Genomic DNA, 15,718 nt, shown 5'->3' on the forward strand with positions numbered 1-15,718 from the left:
TTGATCCTCTCATCTGTTTCTCAGTCAGGCAAATATGCCTGTCTGAGCGGTTACCGGAAGGAATCTTTTTCTCTTGGGCCCGTTCTGTCGTGATTCCTTTGATGGTTATATTCTAGCAATTTATTTCCCGCAATAAAAGGATTTATACAAACGAAAAAACAGGTCGATACTAACTTTTTAAGTATCGACCTGCTATTGTGTTTCCCTGTATCGGTTAACAATTCTTATTATTTGCGAGCTTCTCTCGGTGTACACCCATACACTTCCTTGAACATCCTGCGGAAGACCTTATCATTATAAAACCCGTGTTTCTCCTGAATATCTTTGATTGGCATATTCGTATTCAGCAGATCCACATAAATCTTTTCCAGACGTACCATATTCAGATACTCCAGAAATGTCATCCCCATATTGTTCTTAAAAAACCTGGAAAAATAAATCTCATTCAGCCCTACCAGCCCTGCAATCTCCGGAATGGAGATTGGCTCCTGGTAGTGCTCCTCCACATACTCAATAATCGTCTGGATCCGTTCCAGATTCTTCTCATTCTTCTGACGCTCTTTTCTGTCTACCTTATAAGAAAAAGAATGGACCAGAATATAGATAATCTCAAAGATCAGGCTGTAACAGCGGAATACATAACCTTCCACCTGAAACTCATAATTGATCCAGAGATCCTGCAGCGTACTGCGGATATTCGCCAGCTTCGTCTGTACCTTCGGATCCTTTGACTCCAGATCCACACAAAAAGAGTAATCCCGGATATCCGGCATGAACTTCTCCAGAAACGAAATCGGTATCTGTAGAAGAATTGCTGTATTCCCGCCCATGCATCTCGTCGAGTGGATACTCATGGGATTTATAACGACAAAATCATTGACCTTAAGCTGGGTCGTCTTATTATTCACTTGTATTTCCAGATCCCCGTGGGTCAGATAGATGATCTCAATCCAGTCGTGAAAATGCTTGTTGATAACCGTCTGTCCCGGGTCTATGAAAAAGTCCAGATGGAGGTCTAACATCTCATTTTTATCTATAAATTCATGTCGGTATTGTTCCATAAGCGGTCTCACCTCTTTACGCTTCATTTATCTTTTTATCAGTTTATCACAAGATTTCAATTCTATAAAGAAGAGCCTTCATGGTATAATAAATCAATCTGATGGTGTTTATATGCGTGTGTCCGGAACTTCTAGACAAGGGGCAGTGTTTTTGCGCGCCCTTTGATTTTTAGACGATCATAGTCTCCAGAGTAGATTAGTTCGGATAGTAGTTTATAACAATAAAAGTAAGAAGCGTGTCCTGATTATTGATATAGGTATGTCTGATAGACGAGTCAAAAACGAGGGCATCACCTGCATTTAGTAAATGATTCCCCATCTCAGTCTGAAGAACGAGCGCACCTTGGATAACGTAGATATATTCCTGTGCCTTTTCCGAATGTCCGATAGTCGCGTTGGACGAATGTGCATCCAGTTCTACATAGAACAATTCGAAGTTTCGGACAGGGGTATTTGTGAAATAGCAATAGATACGATAATGATCTGTTTCGCCAGTTTGAACCGTTGGCTCCGATTTGCGGATAACAGTTGCCTCTTTCTCTATCCCCTCCATCAATCTTGTATATGGTACATTCAATCCATTTGCAATTTTCCAAAGAGTATTGATTGTTGGATTACTGTTTCCTTTTTCTATATCGGATAGCATAGCCTTACTTATTCCAGAAATTTTTGATAATTGGCCCAGTGTTAGGTTCCGTTCTGTTCTTAATTCATTTAGATTTATCGCTATGATTTTCCCAAGCTCCATAAAATTTCCTCCCGCCACTTGACAGATAAATCGAACAGTTGTAAAATATAAAACACACCATGTTCGGTATATCAAACAGTTGTCTACTATAATACAGAATATTATAGAGGACTTTTGGCGGAAAATCAAGAACTATAAGGAGCTAAAGCAAATGAAAATGAAAGCATTTAAGGCCGCCTTGCCTTATACAATACCAATTTGTATTGGATTCCTTTTCCTGGGAATGTCCTACGGGTTCCTTATGAAAAGTAAAGGTTTCTCCTTTGTTTATCCAATGTTAATGAGTTTTTTTATTTTTGCCGGTTCTATGGAATTTGTCACTGTGAATTTGCTGCTGTCAGCTTTTAATCCTCTATACGCATTTTTCCTCACATTGATGGTAAATGCTCGTCATCTATTTTATGGGCTCTCCATGTTGGAAAAATATAAAAATGTCGGTTGGAAAAAACTTTATCTGATTTACGGGATGTGCGATGAGTCATTTACAATCAACTGCACCGTGACACCGCCCCCAGATATAGACAAGGGCTGGTTCATGTTTTTTGTAACAGCTCTCAATCAAATTTATTGGGTTTGCGGGGCAACCTTGGGCGCACTTTTGGGATATGTCATTCACTTCAATACTAAGGGAATTGAGTTTGTTATGACAGCGTTATTTGTTGTCATGTTCATCAATCAATGGGAAGAAAACAAAAGTCATCGTCCCGCTTATACTGGGCTTGGCTGTACTTTGATCTGTCTGTTGCTTTTTGGTAGTGAACTCTTCATATTACCGGCGATGGCTCTAATAGTGCTATGCTTTACACTAACCAAAAAGAAATACATGAAGGAGGCGGAACAATGACAACTGCTCAAGGAATAGTTACAATTTTAGTTGTTGTACTGGGTACTATGCTAACAAGATTTCTTCCATTCCTAATTTTCCCGGAGGGAAAAACTCCGCCGCCATACATTACATATTTGGGAACGGTTCTCCCTTATGCTGTTATAGGACTACTTGTCGTATATTGTTTGAAAGATGCCATATACTCCCCATTTCATGGACTGCCCGAATTGGTGGCGATTGGGTTTATCGTTATTCTCCATAAATGGAAAAAGAACACTCTTCTGAGTATTGGGGCAGGTACGCTCCTATACATGGTTTTGGTGCAAACCTGTTTTCAATAGTATTGCCCTTTGGGTGTGTAAATGTCAAATTGCTGTATTGATTTACTCCGGCCCTGTGGAAACACGCATTAGCGGTTGAGGCAGTCTTATGCGTCCGGCCAAAAGTGTGCTTGATTTGGAAGTTAAGTCCGTTAAAGAGCCAGACACAGAGACGTAGAGCCGATAACCCACAAAACAAGTTGTGGTTATCGGCTCTTTTTTTATATTGATCCGAAGAATGGAAAACTGCGGCTTCAAGCAATCCCTGAACTGTATTACGTATTATCACTGCCATTTCCCCTGAATCCATGGTACAATATATAGTAAACTAGACATTACATTGTCAACGCGTCAGTACACTATTCTAAACACACTAAATGCCCCAGAGTTTCACGTCATATAAAGGCTTCAAATGCACATCAGGCTATTTAGCGTCTTTACAGGAAAAGGAGGAGAAACATGAGTTTTAATCCCAGCAGCACTTTTTTATTCATACTGGCAGGCATCATCATTCTGTTTGTGATCTGTCAGTCGCTATTTTTTCTGGTCCGGGCATACAAAAGAGGCAAGACCCTCGGCATGGATATGGCGAAGATTCGCCAGACCATCATTTCCACCGCCGTCTTTACCTTTGCACCGGCCGTATCCATTCTACTCGGAGTCATCACACTATCGAAGTTCCTTGGGCTTCCGCTGCCCTGGCTCCGTCTCAGCGTAATCGGGGCCATTACATACGAACTTCCGGCCGCTACCACCACCGCGAATGCTTTACATGTCGTACTGTCAGAGACAGTCACGGACCCTAAGGTGTATACAGCTATCGCCTGGGTCATGACACTCGGCATTTTTCCTGGATTGATCTGGGTCCCGCTGTTTATCCGCAAGATTCAGGGCGGCCTTATGAAAATCAAGGACAAAGACAGCAAATGGGGCGATATTATGATGACGGCACTGTTCCTCGGAATGATTTCCGCATTCCTGGGGATGGTCTTTGCAGATATCCGTTCAGGCTTAAAGGGCTGGATTCCGATTTTTATTCTGCTGTTTTCCGCGCTTCTGATGGGAATCTGCGGACTGCTCATTAAAAAATGCAATCTGAAATGGCTGGAAAATTATGCGCTGCCCATCAGTATGCTCGGAGCCATGGTCTTTGCTGTATTCCTTACACCATTGATAGGAGGTTGATCGTTATGAAAATACAGAATTATTCTTACGAGGACAGGACACACCTTTTCGGCCGGATCTGGATTCTGACAGCACTGGTCTTGATTTTCTCATTCCCCATTGCGGCCTGTATCTATTATGACGCATGGCCGGGCTTTACTCCTGTTTTGAAAGGGCTTTTAGGTGTTGCGCCTATTTTCTGGACAGTAGGGCTGATTGAAGTGCTGACCTTCGTCCCCATGCTTGGCACGGCCGGCTCCTACCTGGCTTTTGTAACAGGCAACCTGACGAACTTAAAGGTTCCTGCCGCCCTGACTGCCATGGAGAATATGAACGTGAAGCCAGGCACAGAGGAAGGCGAGGTCGTCTCTACCATAGCGATTGCCACCTCTTCTATCGTAACAACCGTGATTATCGCCATAGGGGTTGCATTATTGGTTCCATTGACACCGATCTTGAACTCACCTGTTTTAAAACCTGCATTTGACAACATTCTGCCTTCCCTCTTCGGAGGTCTTGCGGTTGTCTATGTAAGCAAGAACTGGAAGATTTCCATTGCCCCACTTGTCTTTATGGTGGTCCTTTTCCTGATTGCACCTTCCCTTTCCAGCTCCGTAGGTGTTCTGGTTCCGGTCGGCGCACTGATTGCAATCGGCGGGGCAAGGATTTTATATAAAAAAGGAAAACTATAGTAATTACTCATCCAACAGGAGGTGCATTATGATGATTGTATGGATTATATTGGTTCTGATTATTCTTTTTTTGGCCGTGCTCGTTATCCGGGCATTGTCCTTTACTCCAAAAGAGGAATACAAGCCGTCCGGTGAGGCGGTGACGCTGGATTCTGAAAAAATCGTGAAGGATATGGTAGAGATGATTCGCTGTAAGACCATTTCCTATAATGATCCCACCTTAATCGACAGGGAAGAGTTTACCAAATTTCAGAACCTGCTCCCTCAGCTTTTTCCACGTCTCCATGAGATCTGTTCACGGGAATTCGTAGGAGAGACTGGAATCCTGTACTGCTGGAAAGGGAAAAGTAAGGATGCTCCGGTTGTCCTGATGTCCCATTACGATGTCGTTCCCATCGAAGAGTCCCAGTGGGAGAAGCCTGCCTTTGACGGTGTCATAGAGGACGGCGTTCTCTGGGGCCGCGGAACGCTGGATACGAAGGGAACCTTATGCGGGATCATGGAAGCGGCGGAAAAACTGATCTCGGAAGGATTCCAGCCAGAGAATGACATCTACTTTGCCTTTTCCGGACAGGAAGAAATCAACGGACCATCCTGCCCTGCGATTGTGGATTTATTCGAGAAACGCGGCATCCGCCCTGCACTTGTTGTAGACGAAGGCGGCGCGGTGGTGGAAAATGTATTCCCTGGGGTAGACCGTGAATGTGCCCTGATCGGGATTGCGGAAAAAGGGCTGACCAACATCGAATTCCACGCCAAAAGCGGCGGCGGCCATGCCTCCATGCCTCCGGTACATACGATTGTCGGGGAGCTGGCACAGGCAGTCACAGAAGTGGAAAATCACCCCTTCCCCCGCCAGCTCACGAAACCTGTCAAAGAAATGCTGGATACGCTGGGAAGATATTCTAGTTTCACATATAAGCTGATTTTCGCAAACCTATGGTGTTTTGAGGGGCTGTTCGATAAGATCTGCCGTTCCTCCGGCGGGGAACTCAACGCCATGATGCGCACTACCTGCGCCATGACCAAGATGGAAGGCGGCAAGGCCTTTAATGTCATCCCACCAAAAGCATCCGTGGGAATGAACCTCCGGCTCCTTGGAAAAGATACCGTAGAATCGGCAATAGATTATCTCGAAAGCACGATCCATAATCCGAACATCGAGGTTACCGTATACGAGGGCAGGAATCCTTCCACAGAATCAGATACAGACTGCGAGGAATACAAACGCCTCTGCCAGGCAGTTTCCGATACCTGGACCGAAGCCATTGTAGCTCCGTATTTGATGATGGCCTGCAGCGATTCCTGGCATTACTGTAGGATCACGGACCGGGTGTATAAGTTCTCAGCAATGAAGCTTTCGAAGGAAGAACGCGGCATGATACACGGTAATAACGAACGGGTGCCGATTGAGACGCTCGTGAAGACAGTGGAATTCTATGTACGGCTCATGCAGAAGTGTTAACTTGTGTTTTCTTATGAGAAATGCCATAAAAACGCTATATTTCAAGGTCCTGCAACTCTAAGTTGCCTGATTGAGTGTGTACGGTAGGTGGTTTGCAACCAGAGGAAAGACTATGATTTAGGTACAGTCAGGGACGACTGAAATATGAAGGAGGACTTACATATGAGCGTATCAAAACAACTGATTCATTTAAGAAATGTAAAAGGAATTTCTCAGGAAGAACTCGCTTCTCTGATGAACGTAACAAGACAGGCCGTTTCAAAATGGGAGACAGACCAGACTCTGCCGGACAGTGAAAAAATCATTCGTCTGAGCGAGATTTTCGGAGTTACCACAGACTACTTATTAAAAGGAAAAGAAACGGATCCAATGGATATTTATTCACAGCACAACTCCAAAGCCGGAACGGATATGTCCGCGGAGGTTACGGAAATCCTGGATCAGGTTCATCAGATGAGCACCACAAAAAGATATCTGATCGGAGCAGGCGTTTTTCTTCTTGTGATTGCCATTATTGCCGGAATCGCATTTCTACTTTAAAGGAAATTTACCACCTGCTTCACAATAGAAGAATCTGGGCTGCCAGGCATGTGCCGGACGAAAAGCAGCGAAATAAAATTTAAAAAGAGGGGATATCATGACTACCAGATATCCCCTGAAAATGGAAAGAATGACCTCGCATCCTCTCGGTCATTTATCCTATAACTGCCCCCACGGCCTCGTTCCACCCTTTGATTTTCTTCTGTCTCCGCTCTTCATCCATCTTGGGATTGTACCGTGTCCTTCTCATCTGCCCGAACACGTCATCCGAATATACTCCAAGTGCAATTCCCGCCGCATAAGCTGCCCCGATCCCGGACAGTTCTTCCGCATCCGGCACCAGTACGTCCGCATCCAGGATATCGCTCTGGAACTGCATGAGATACTGATTTCTTGTCGGACCGCCGTCCACTCTGAGCTCCACTGCATCCAGCCCTGCGTCTTGGCTCATGGCCTGTACGATATCCCTGATCTGATAAGCGATGCATTCCGTGCATGCCCGCACGATTTCCGCCCGTCTGGTCGTCCTGGTGATCCCGCTTAAGCTTCCCTTTGCATGGCTGTTCCAGTAGGGAGCTCCAAGCCCGGTAAATGCAGGGACAAAATACAAATCGTCATCCTGCTCCGCCTCAAGGCACAGGCTTTGTGTCTCTCCCGGAGAACTGATCAATTGGACTTCATCTTTAAGCCAGCTAATGACAGCACCCGTGTAGTTGATATTGCCTTCCAGTACGTAATTCACTTTTCCCTTCATCTTCCAGGCCAGAGAAGTCACGACCCCATGAGTGCTCATGACAGGCTGCTCTCCTGTATTCATCATGATAGAAGAACCAGTACCATAAGTCGTCTTCATCATTCCCGGACGCAGACAGCCCTGCCCGAATAAGGCTCCGTGTGAATCCCCCAGCACTCCATGAATCGGGACTTCATGAGGCAGCACGCTGCCAAAATCTGTCATGCCGAAGCAACTGTCAGAATCGCACACCTTAGCAAGGCAGTCTGTCGGGATTCCGAATATCTCACAGATTTTTTTATCCCAAGTAAGAGTATGTATATTGAATAGCTGTGTTCTGGATGCATTCGAATAATCAGTTTTAAAGGATTTCCCCCCGGTCAGCTTATAGATCAGCCATGTATCCACAGTTCCCAGACATAGTTCCTTTCGGTCAGCCTTTTCCCGTGCTCCATCCACATTTTCCAAAATCCATGCGAACTTAGCTGCCGGAAAATATGGGGAAAGCTTCAGCCCAGTATACTCACGAATCCACTCTTCATATCCCGCGTTTTCTACGCTTTCGCAAATGGCTGCAGCCCGTGCACACTGCCAGACAATCGCATCTACTACCGGTTTCCCGGTCACAAAATCCCAAGCAAGGGAGGTCTCACGCTGATTGCTGATCCCCACTCCTGCTACTTTTTTCCGGTCGATCCCGGACTTCTCCAGGAGATCCTGCACGACCCGGATAGTATTGTGATAGATTTCCTCCGGATCATGGGAGACCCAGCCGCTCTCATTGACGATCTGGCGGTGGGGAAGGTCCGAACGGTTCTGTAATTTTCCTGTCCCGTCAAACAACAGAGCCTTTGTGCCCTGTGTACTCTGATCGATACTGATGATATATTGCTCCTGCATGTTATGCCTCCTGTACTCGTACACCATCTTCTGCTTTTCTACGTAAGCTTCTCTATTTACGCTTCTCTATGTAAACTTCTCTATTTACGCGTTTCTTTTTACGCAATTACTTCTCTTACTTTATCTGCAATTCCCTTGGCGTTTAACCCGTAATAGTCAAATACTTCCCGTGAAGTCCCCGTAATCACTGGTGCATCCGGCAGTGACATATTCAGGACCTTCTTCGGACAGTTGGCTGCCACCACCTGTGACACCATAGAGCCCAGTCCGCCGAATGGCGCATGTTCCTCCACAGTCACAATGCCTTTCACCTTTGAAGCCGCTTTGATCACGGTCTCCTGATCCAGAGGTTTCACACAGTACATATCGATCACGGTCACATGGATTCCTTCCAAAGCCAGAAGTTCTGCCGCGTCTTTTGCCGGTTTTACCATCTCACCGCAGGCAATGATTGCCGCATCTTCTCCCTCTTTGACGACAGTTGCCTGATCCATCACGAACGGCACCTGACCTTCCTCATAGACCGGGTCCACTGCATTTCGCCCCACGCGGATATAAGCCGGCTTCTCATCTTCTAACAATGCCTCTGTCAGGTCTTTCGTCTGGTAAGCATCACTTGGGATATAGACACGCATATTCGGGATTGCGCTCATCGCCGCAATATCCTGAGCGGAATGGTGGCTCATGCCCAGCGCGCCATAGCTGACCCCGCCGCTGATTCCGATCAGCTTCACATTGGTGTTGGAATATGCCACATCTACCTTGCACTGCTCGTAGCTTCTCGTAGATAAAAAGCAGGCCGGAGAGACTGCATAGGACTTCTTGCCGCATTTTGCAAGCCCTGCCGCGATACTGACCAGGTTCTGCTCTGCGATTCCGGTCTCCACGAACTGCCCGGGATAGGTCTCTGCAAACGGGGTAAAGGAGCCGCTTCCTCTGGAATCGCTGCATAACGCCACGATACTTTTATCCTGCGCGGCATGCTCCATCAATACTTCACAAATCATCTGCTTATTTGCTGTCTTTCCCATTATCTGTAAGCCTCCTTTGCCATTTCCAGATCCTTCATGATCTGTGTATACTCCTCATCTGTCGGCACTTTATGATGCCAGGATGCCTTATTTTCCATGACAGAAGAACCTTTTCCCTTCACCGTGTTGGCAATCAGGACCGTCGGTTTTCCCTTCACTGTTTTAGCCTCCTCGAAGGCCGCCTTCAATTCATCAATATTATTTCCGTCAGCCAAATCGATCACATGCCAGCCGAAGCTTCTGAATCTCTCATGCAGGTCATCGTGTGCCATCACATCCTCTGTATTCCCGGAAATCTGCAGACGGTTCCTGTCGACAACCGCACAGAGGTTATCCAGTTTGTAATGGCTTGCCGCCATCGCACCTTCCCACACAGAGCCTTCTGCCAGCTCACCGTCACCCATTACGGTATAGACCCGGTAAGGTCTTCCATCCATTTTTCCCGCTTTCGCCATGCCGACACAGACCGGAAGTCCATGTCCGAGGGACCCGGAATTCATCTCGATTCCCGGCAGTTTATTGTTCGGATGTCCGATAAATTTAGATCCGAACTGGCTAAATTCTTTATGTAACTGATCCTTCGGGAAAAATCCTTTTTCGGCCAGCACGGAATAATATGCCTCCACCGAGTGCCCCTTACTCATAACAAAGAGATCCCGTTCCGGGGAATTCATGTTCTCCGGACTGATATTCATCTGGTCAAAATACAGCTCCACCAGAATCTCCATGACACTCATGTCTCCGCCGATATGCCCGGCTTTTCCGGCACGGATCAGATCCACGGTATCCTGTCTCAATTTGTATGCCAACGCTTTTAACTTCATTCTATTTCCACCTTTCCTTCCTGTCTCACACTTTATCAGTGGGTACCCATGTTACATATGCCTGATCACTCGCCCCTGAGGTATGCCTTTACCTCTTCTTCGATTGGGTCATACAGATCCGGTTTCACGCCGATATATTTGCATGCCTCGTAGAGTACCGGGACAATATCTCTGTGGATTCCCACACAGTGATGGATGTAAGGTCCCTCTACAATCTTCGCTTCCAGACGTTTGATGTTCTCCACCTCTACCCAGAGATAGGTTCCCATGCCCTTCGGTCCGTCCACCCCTTTTGCCCTGCCAAGAAGCAGAGAGTATTCTCCGTTATCCCCGTCAAAACGGCAGAGTGTCACATCCCCATGTTTTGCTTCCGCGGTCAGGCTACCCGGATGCTCAAATGCCAGCGGGTAAGTAAGCTCCGGTTTTTCTTTTGCCACGGATACCGGCCATGGTCCGCAGTGCTGCAGAAGTTCCCCGTTCTCGATGTCCGGATGGCGGATGGTCCAGTCTGCGAAAAATCCTCTCGCTTCATCCATGCCTGCCGCCTCTACCATTAATGCGGTGATTGCACCATGGATATCTGTCTCGCAGACAACCGGGATTCCTTCTTCATTCAAAATGGCATTGGCCGCACACGGCATCACGCCTAACTCTGTCTGTAATGCGTTCCAGCACTGGATTGCTGCTGCCTGACAGCCATATTTCGTGACCAGATGTTTCATCGCAACGGCAAGAGCGGCTACATTTTCCACCTGATGTGGTTCAATCTTCACTTCCATCGTCTCATTAATATATGCGATCATTGCTGTAAGCTCTGTCTTCTCTGCTTTGACAGCCTTTACTTCCTCGACCAGCTCTGTCATCGGTACCGGGGCAAGCTGTACATTGAATTTCTCCAGCAGCTCTCCCTCATTGCACATAGTGGTCCAGAAATCGAACGGTCTTGTGGAAATCTGTAAGATGCGGATGTTGCGGAAAGTCTTTACCACGTTGCAGACTGCCAGGAAGTCTCTGACGCCGCGCTCAAACACAGGGTCATTCAAACGGCAATTGGTCAGATATGTAAATGGAATCTGGAATCTTCTCAACACCTTTCCTGTTGCGAACAGCCCGCACTGGGTATCACGTAATCTAGTTCCATCCGGTTCCGGGCGCTCATCTAACGGTCCCCAGAGAAGAACCGGGACATTCAGCATTTTCGCCAGTCTTGCACAGACATATTCGGTACCGAAGTTGCAATGTGGCAGCATCAGGCCGTCCACTCCCTCGGCTTTGAACTTGGCCGCGATCTTCTCCACATCCTGATCATCATACAGAAGACCTTCCTCATTGATGTCCGTAATATCTACAAAATCAATCCCCAGTTCTTCCAGACGCTTTGCGGTCAATCCCCTGAACTTAACCGCATCCGGCGCACTAAAGATACTTCTCCTTGTGGGGGCAAAACCCAGCTTAATTTTTTTCATATCCAATTCCTCCTCGTATTCATATAGGTATCTTTCCTCGTCTGTCAGCCATGACTTCTGCCTGACACCATTGTTTTCTTCCTGTTAAGTGCAGTATATAATTCATTTTTCTTAATTTCATCCAATTATTTAGTACAATTCACTTAATTTTCAACTTAATCATTGAAATAATTAAGAGCAGGGTCCATAATGAAACTATCGATAAATATTAATATTGAAGAGTAAAGGAGTTTTCTTATGACAATCACCGCAAAAGAACTCGCTAAAAAACTGAATCTTTCTGCTGCCGCTGTCTCCATGGCTCTGAATCATAAGCCAGGCGTGAGCACCGCCACACGCAAGCTGGTCATGGATGCCGCTGTAGAATATGGCTATGACTTCTCACGAATATCCGATAAGCACAGCGTCACCGGGAATATTTATTTTGTGCTGTACAAAAAGCATGGTGCCGTTGTGGCTGATACCCCTTTCTTTTCCGAATTATCCGATGGAATCGTGCTCGGCTGTAAAGAATCTGGGTATAAAGTAAAGATCAGCTATATTTACGGGGATGAAGGGGATGTGGAAGAACAGTTGGAGGAGATTCAGTATTCAGACTGTGTCGGAATCGTACTTTTGGGAACCGAGATGACTCCCGAGGATTTAAAGATATTCAATAAGCTTCCGATTCCATTCGTTCTCCTGGATACCTATTTTGAGACAGTAGATTGTAATTATGTTTTGATCAATAATGTCCAGGGAGCCTATCTGGCCGCAAGCCATCTGATCAAAAAGACAAAAAAACAACCCGGATATTTAAAATCCTCCTATCCCATCGGGAACTTTGCAGAACGCAACTCTGGATTTTTTAAGGCGGTACGATCCTATGGAATGGCCTCATCAAAAAGCATCGTACACTCCCTTACCCCGTCCATCGACGGCGCTTATGCGGATATGAGAGAGATTTTGGAAAATGGAGAGGAATTGGCTCCCTGTTATTTTGCCGACAATGACCTGATAGCAGTCGGAGCGATGAAGGCACTGAAGGAATACGGATATGCAATCCCTGATGATATTGCCATTGTCGGATTCGATAACATCCCCTTGAGCCGTATCATCGAGCCCTCACTGACTACCATACATGTCCCCAAACAGTATATGGGAGAAATGGCCGCGCGAAGGCTGATTACAATACTGAATGAAAAGGGGACCAAGCCGGTTAAGATTGAGATTGCGACACAACTGATAGAGAGGAATTCTGTTTCATAAACCGGATGGAAAATCCTTTGAACAGCCAAAAAACAGGGAACTTAAACAATAAAAATCTCCCATACCAATTAGCGCAGCATACTTAACGCCGCACCAATTAGTATGGGAGATTTTTATTATAGCCCATTTTGTTCTGGAATTACAAGAGTACAGTTAAATACGTGTCGCCAGCACTGCAATTCCCTCTTTTCCCGGAAGCTTAAGTTCTGTCGTCCCGCTCGCTTCTTGAATCAGAATCTCTCTGGTCATGTTCCACACGTCGATTATCTCAATGCGGTATTTTTTGTCCTTGTCCTTCGGAAGATGGATGGAAGATACTCTCGCGCACTGTCTCGCATAGTATTTCAGGAACACGTCATCCCCACAGCATCCGCAGAACTGTGCGCTTTTCATTTGAATAATTTCCAAATTTTCACCTTCCAGAGAGTTCATCAGATGGAAAAATGGGTCTTCCTGATCCCCGTCTTTTTTCTCCTCCGTAGCATTGGAAAAATCTTCCCAGATCGGCTCATCCCAAGGTGTCAAATAAGACGGCAGATCATACAGAATTTCTTTCAGGAACGCAATTCGTTTCGGACTTTCTCCCTTCAATTTGCCGCCCTTTGCCCACCACAGGACATCATTTTCATCTAAAAATGTCTCCCCATGTGTCACATAAGCACCCATTGCGCAGGCACTCCAAAAACGGTTGACCATTTCGAAGCCTGAAATATTGCCCCACTCATGCTGCAGGTCTCCCTCATAGCAGCACTCATCATACACAACAGGCTTCTGATAGCGTTTCTGCCATTCCCCTGCCTTGTACATTGCAATCGTCTGAACACAGCAATGAGTCACTGCTGGTCTTGAGAAATCATAAAGTTTCATACAATTATGGTTGCTCAACAAATGATGATATGGATCTTCCTCTGTGATGATCCGTTCGAACTCATACCAATCCTCGATCGTATGGTTGAACATAATATCATATTCATTCGCCATACTCCACCAAATATACGGATAAGCTGCAAGTCTGCGCACCACATATTCAAGGTAGACTTTGCATTCTTCCATACTAAGGAAAGCAAATCCCCAGCGGTCGTATGCGTGGAACAGAATCATATCTGTCTCAATGCCCATCTCTCCCAGCCTAGTAACAATGTCCTCAAAATGTGTCCAGTAAGAAAGGCAAGGGCGATGCACATCCCATTTTCCCTCCTCATCCTTCTCAAATGGATAGAGCTTAGGATCATTATGATTATAATCGTAATGCTTTGGGAAAATACAGTGTCTGATTTTATTAAATGGTGCTTTCGAAAGTGATTCCATCGTCTGCTCAATGATATTCTCACTCTGATGTGCAAACGCATAAATAGTTGTTCCGAAAGGAAGGTACTTTGTCCCATCCTCATATTCAAAATGAGTTCCCACAGCCTTCACCATACCATGGCTCTTTTTGGATGCTGTACATTCTTCTTGTCCCTCTGCTTGTACAATTCCTTCTGCTTTCCAATGATAGATTCCTGTTTTTTGTGGAAGAAACCTGATCTTATAGACTCCGTCTCCATCATAAAAACCCTTCACTGTCCTCTTCTCATCTCCGCACTCAAAGGTTGCCTTTAAATCCACTTCCGCCCAGGATCCCTCTGGCTCATCTCCGTTCAACTTAAGTTCGAACATTTCATAACACTTCATCATATGCCCTCCGTTTTCTGATTCATCTTAAAACATTGTTTATTCATCCCTGATTCTCCCAAATGGAAATAAAATTTTCTATCTGCCAAATGGAATTATAGTAATTATTAAGTAGTATACTGTTTGAATGCCTTAACTTCAATCTCTACTTAAGTAGATTTTACTTAATTTTTACTTAATTTCGGTTTTTACTTTCTCTTTTTTCCGTAAATATTTCCAATAATTTTATTTACATAATCTTTTATTTCACCTATAATTTAAGAAGAATCACATCGAATAACAGTCCTTGGGAGGCCGCCATGAATCACAATTCCTACACCAAACAGCGTATCTTTCATGCATTCAACGAATTACTGAACCATACCCCTTTTGAGAAAATCACAGTAGAAATGATCATCCAGCAGAGCCGTGTTTCGAAATCTACCTTTTACCGTCATTTCCATGACAAATATGACGTCCTGAACTTTAATTCCATGGCTCTGGCCGATCGTCTGATCGGACAAAGAGTCTGCCGGAACTGGAAAGAATTCCTATTAAATATGTTTATCGGCATCTCAGAGGATTCCCGATATTACCGCCGGGCCTTCCGTTCCTCCGGGCAGAATGCCCACTCAGGCTTTTTATATTCCTATTCTTTTGGTATTGTAGAAAAATGCTATCTAACAACTACCGGGCAGACCGAGCTTACCATACGTGACCGTTATACCATCAGCCATTACTGCCATGGCTGTGTCGGAATCTTACAGGAATGGCTCAACGATATGGATGTTCTGGCGCCAGAAGAGATGGCTGACATCTTTTATGAGGCCATGCCGGACTATCTCAGAGATACCTGGATTGCAGACGGAAACTAGAACAAGCTTTTTTTCATATTGAACCTCTCACAGAATCCTTTTTACTTCTTAAAAGGGTTCTGTGATTTTTAAGGGACTTATTTTTAATTTTCGGGAATTTATATAATTTTTTTAGAAAAAGAAACGATGCTCTAAATAAATTCTTAATAATTATATGCTATACTTTTCAAAT

The 15,718-nt window shown here is 45.3% G+C and carries 15 protein-coding genes; 8 read left to right on the plus strand and 7 right to left on the minus strand.

Features of this window, described 5'->3' with window-relative positions:
* Positions 1-227: 227 nt before the first annotated feature.
* Together HGO97_RS05470 and HGO97_RS05475 are read right to left on the minus strand one after the other, a co-directional pair.
* Positions 228-1,088 carry an AraC family transcriptional regulator gene (locus HGO97_RS05470; protein ID WP_216240169.1) on the minus strand — a complete coding sequence of 287 codons (861 nt, stop codon included), beginning with the start codon at positions 1,086-1,088 and terminating at the stop codon, positions 228-230.
* Positions 1,089-1,257: 169 nt separating this feature from the next.
* Positions 1,258-1,809, minus strand: a complete 552-nt coding sequence (locus tag HGO97_RS05475; protein ID WP_216240171.1) for a helix-turn-helix domain-containing protein — start codon at positions 1,807-1,809, stop codon at positions 1,258-1,260.
* Positions 1,810-1,966: 157 nt separating this feature from the next.
* Between HGO97_RS05475 and HGO97_RS05480 the strand changes: the two genes are divergently transcribed.
* The 6 genes from HGO97_RS05480 to HGO97_RS05505 all read left to right on the plus strand — a co-directional run bounded on the left by HGO97_RS05480 (position 1,967) and on the right by HGO97_RS05505 (position 6,816).
* Positions 1,967-2,653 (plus strand): AzlC family ABC transporter permease, encoded by a 687-nt coding sequence (locus HGO97_RS05480; protein WP_216240260.1) that lies wholly within the window; start codon positions 1,967-1,969, stop codon positions 2,651-2,653.
* The gene (locus tag HGO97_RS05485; protein WP_216240173.1) at positions 2,650-2,976 is read left to right on the plus strand and encodes a branched-chain amino acid transporter permease; all 327 of its coding nucleotides are present in this window, start codon (positions 2,650-2,652) and stop codon (positions 2,974-2,976) included. The genes HGO97_RS05480 and HGO97_RS05485 overlap by 4 nt, the downstream gene beginning before the upstream one ends.
* Before the next feature lie 438 nt (positions 2,977-3,414).
* Entirely contained in the window at positions 3,415-4,140 is a 726-nt protein-coding gene (locus HGO97_RS05490) for a DUF5058 family protein (protein ID WP_216240174.1), read from the plus strand.
* A 5-nt stretch (positions 4,141-4,145) separates the two neighbouring features.
* Entirely contained in the window at positions 4,146-4,811 is a 666-nt protein-coding gene (locus HGO97_RS05495; protein WP_216240175.1) for a hypothetical protein, read from the plus strand.
* 28 nt (positions 4,812-4,839) lie between these two features.
* Positions 4,840-6,276, plus strand: coding sequence for a M20 family peptidase (locus HGO97_RS05500; RefSeq protein WP_216240177.1), 1,437 nt, complete (start codon positions 4,840-4,842; stop codon positions 6,274-6,276).
* 162 nt (positions 6,277-6,438) lie between these two features.
* Positions 6,439-6,816, plus strand: a complete 378-nt coding sequence (locus HGO97_RS05505) for a helix-turn-helix domain-containing protein (protein WP_216240178.1) — start codon at positions 6,439-6,441, stop codon at positions 6,814-6,816.
* Positions 6,817-6,970: 154 nt separating this feature from the next.
* On the opposite strand, the gene glpK is transcribed toward HGO97_RS05505, so the two are convergent.
* From glpK to HGO97_RS05525, 4 genes are all read right to left on the minus strand, one after another.
* Positions 6,971-8,449 carry a glycerol kinase GlpK gene (glpK, locus tag HGO97_RS05510; protein WP_216240179.1) on the minus strand — a complete coding sequence of 493 codons (1,479 nt, stop codon included), beginning with the start codon at positions 8,447-8,449 and terminating at the stop codon, positions 6,971-6,973.
* 98 nt (positions 8,450-8,547) lie between these two features.
* On the minus strand, positions 8,548-9,480 hold the full coding sequence (locus tag HGO97_RS05515; RefSeq protein ID WP_216240180.1) for a transketolase family protein: 933 nt from the start codon (positions 9,478-9,480) through the stop codon (positions 8,548-8,550).
* Entirely contained in the window at positions 9,480-10,304 is an 825-nt protein-coding gene (locus tag HGO97_RS05520) for a transketolase (protein ID WP_216240181.1), read from the minus strand. The genes HGO97_RS05515 and HGO97_RS05520 overlap by 1 nt, the downstream gene beginning before the upstream one ends.
* Positions 10,305-10,369: 65 nt before the next feature.
* Positions 10,370-11,770: an L-fucose/L-arabinose isomerase family protein gene (locus tag HGO97_RS05525; protein WP_216240182.1), complete on the minus strand. Its 1,401-nt coding sequence runs from the start codon at positions 11,768-11,770 to the stop codon at positions 10,370-10,372.
* A gap of 237 nt (positions 11,771-12,007) precedes the next feature.
* On the opposite strand from HGO97_RS05525, the gene HGO97_RS05530 reads away from it, so the two are divergent.
* The gene (locus HGO97_RS05530; protein ID WP_216240183.1) at positions 12,008-13,018 is read left to right on the plus strand and encodes a LacI family DNA-binding transcriptional regulator; all 1,011 of its coding nucleotides are present in this window, start codon (positions 12,008-12,010) and stop codon (positions 13,016-13,018) included.
* A gap of 153 nt (positions 13,019-13,171) precedes the next feature.
* On the opposite strand, the gene HGO97_RS05535 is transcribed toward HGO97_RS05530, so the two are convergent.
* A complete protein-coding gene (locus HGO97_RS05535) occupies positions 13,172-14,695 on the minus strand; it encodes a DUF5060 domain-containing protein (protein ID WP_216240185.1) in 1,524 nt (507 codons plus the stop codon).
* A 296-nt stretch (positions 14,696-14,991) separates the two neighbouring features.
* Here HGO97_RS05535 and HGO97_RS05540 point away from each other — a divergent pair, with 296 nt between their 5' ends.
* The gene (locus tag HGO97_RS05540; RefSeq protein ID WP_216240187.1) at positions 14,992-15,546 is read left to right on the plus strand and encodes a TetR/AcrR family transcriptional regulator C-terminal domain-containing protein; all 555 of its coding nucleotides are present in this window, start codon (positions 14,992-14,994) and stop codon (positions 15,544-15,546) included.
* Positions 15,547-15,718: the final 172 nt, after the last annotated feature.

It is taken from the genome of Faecalicatena faecalis (assembly GCF_012524165.2).
Classification (GTDB): Bacteria; Bacillota; Clostridia; order Lachnospirales; family Lachnospiraceae; genus Faecalicatena_A; species Faecalicatena_A faecalis.

Coding starts and splice junctions, on each gene's coding strand:
- HGO97_RS05530 (WP_216240183.1), top strand. CDS start 12,008: ATGACAATCACCGCAAAAGAACTCGCTAAAAAACTGAATCTTTCTGCT.
- glpK (WP_216240179.1), bottom strand. CDS start 8,449: ATGCAGGAGCAATATATCATCAGTATCGATCAGAGTACACAGGGCACA.
- HGO97_RS05515 (WP_216240180.1), bottom strand. CDS start 9,480: ATGGGAAAGACAGCAAATAAGCAGATGATTTGTGAAGTATTGATGGAG.
- HGO97_RS05475 (WP_216240171.1), bottom strand. CDS start 1,809: ATGGAGCTTGGGAAAATCATAGCGATAAATCTAAATGAATTAAGAACA.
- HGO97_RS05480 (WP_216240260.1), top strand. CDS start 1,967: ATGAAAGCATTTAAGGCCGCCTTGCCTTATACAATACCAATTTGTATT.
- HGO97_RS05485 (WP_216240173.1), top strand. CDS start 2,650: ATGACAACTGCTCAAGGAATAGTTACAATTTTAGTTGTTGTACTGGGT.
- HGO97_RS05470 (WP_216240169.1), bottom strand. CDS start 1,088: ATGAAGCGTAAAGAGGTGAGACCGCTTATGGAACAATACCGACATGAA.
- HGO97_RS05500 (WP_216240177.1), top strand. CDS start 4,840: ATGATGATTGTATGGATTATATTGGTTCTGATTATTCTTTTTTTGGCC.
- HGO97_RS05490 (WP_216240174.1), top strand. CDS start 3,415: ATGAGTTTTAATCCCAGCAGCACTTTTTTATTCATACTGGCAGGCATC.
- HGO97_RS05505 (WP_216240178.1), top strand. CDS start 6,439: ATGAGCGTATCAAAACAACTGATTCATTTAAGAAATGTAAAAGGAATT.
- HGO97_RS05520 (WP_216240181.1), bottom strand. CDS start 10,304: ATGAAGTTAAAAGCGTTGGCATACAAATTGAGACAGGATACCGTGGAT.
- HGO97_RS05525 (WP_216240182.1), bottom strand. CDS start 11,770: ATGAAAAAAATTAAGCTGGGTTTTGCCCCCACAAGGAGAAGTATCTTT.
- HGO97_RS05535 (WP_216240185.1), bottom strand. CDS start 14,695: ATGATGAAGTGTTATGAAATGTTCGAACTTAAGTTGAACGGAGATGAG.
- HGO97_RS05495 (WP_216240175.1), top strand. CDS start 4,146: ATGAAAATACAGAATTATTCTTACGAGGACAGGACACACCTTTTCGGC.
- HGO97_RS05540 (WP_216240187.1), top strand. CDS start 14,992: ATGAATCACAATTCCTACACCAAACAGCGTATCTTTCATGCATTCAAC.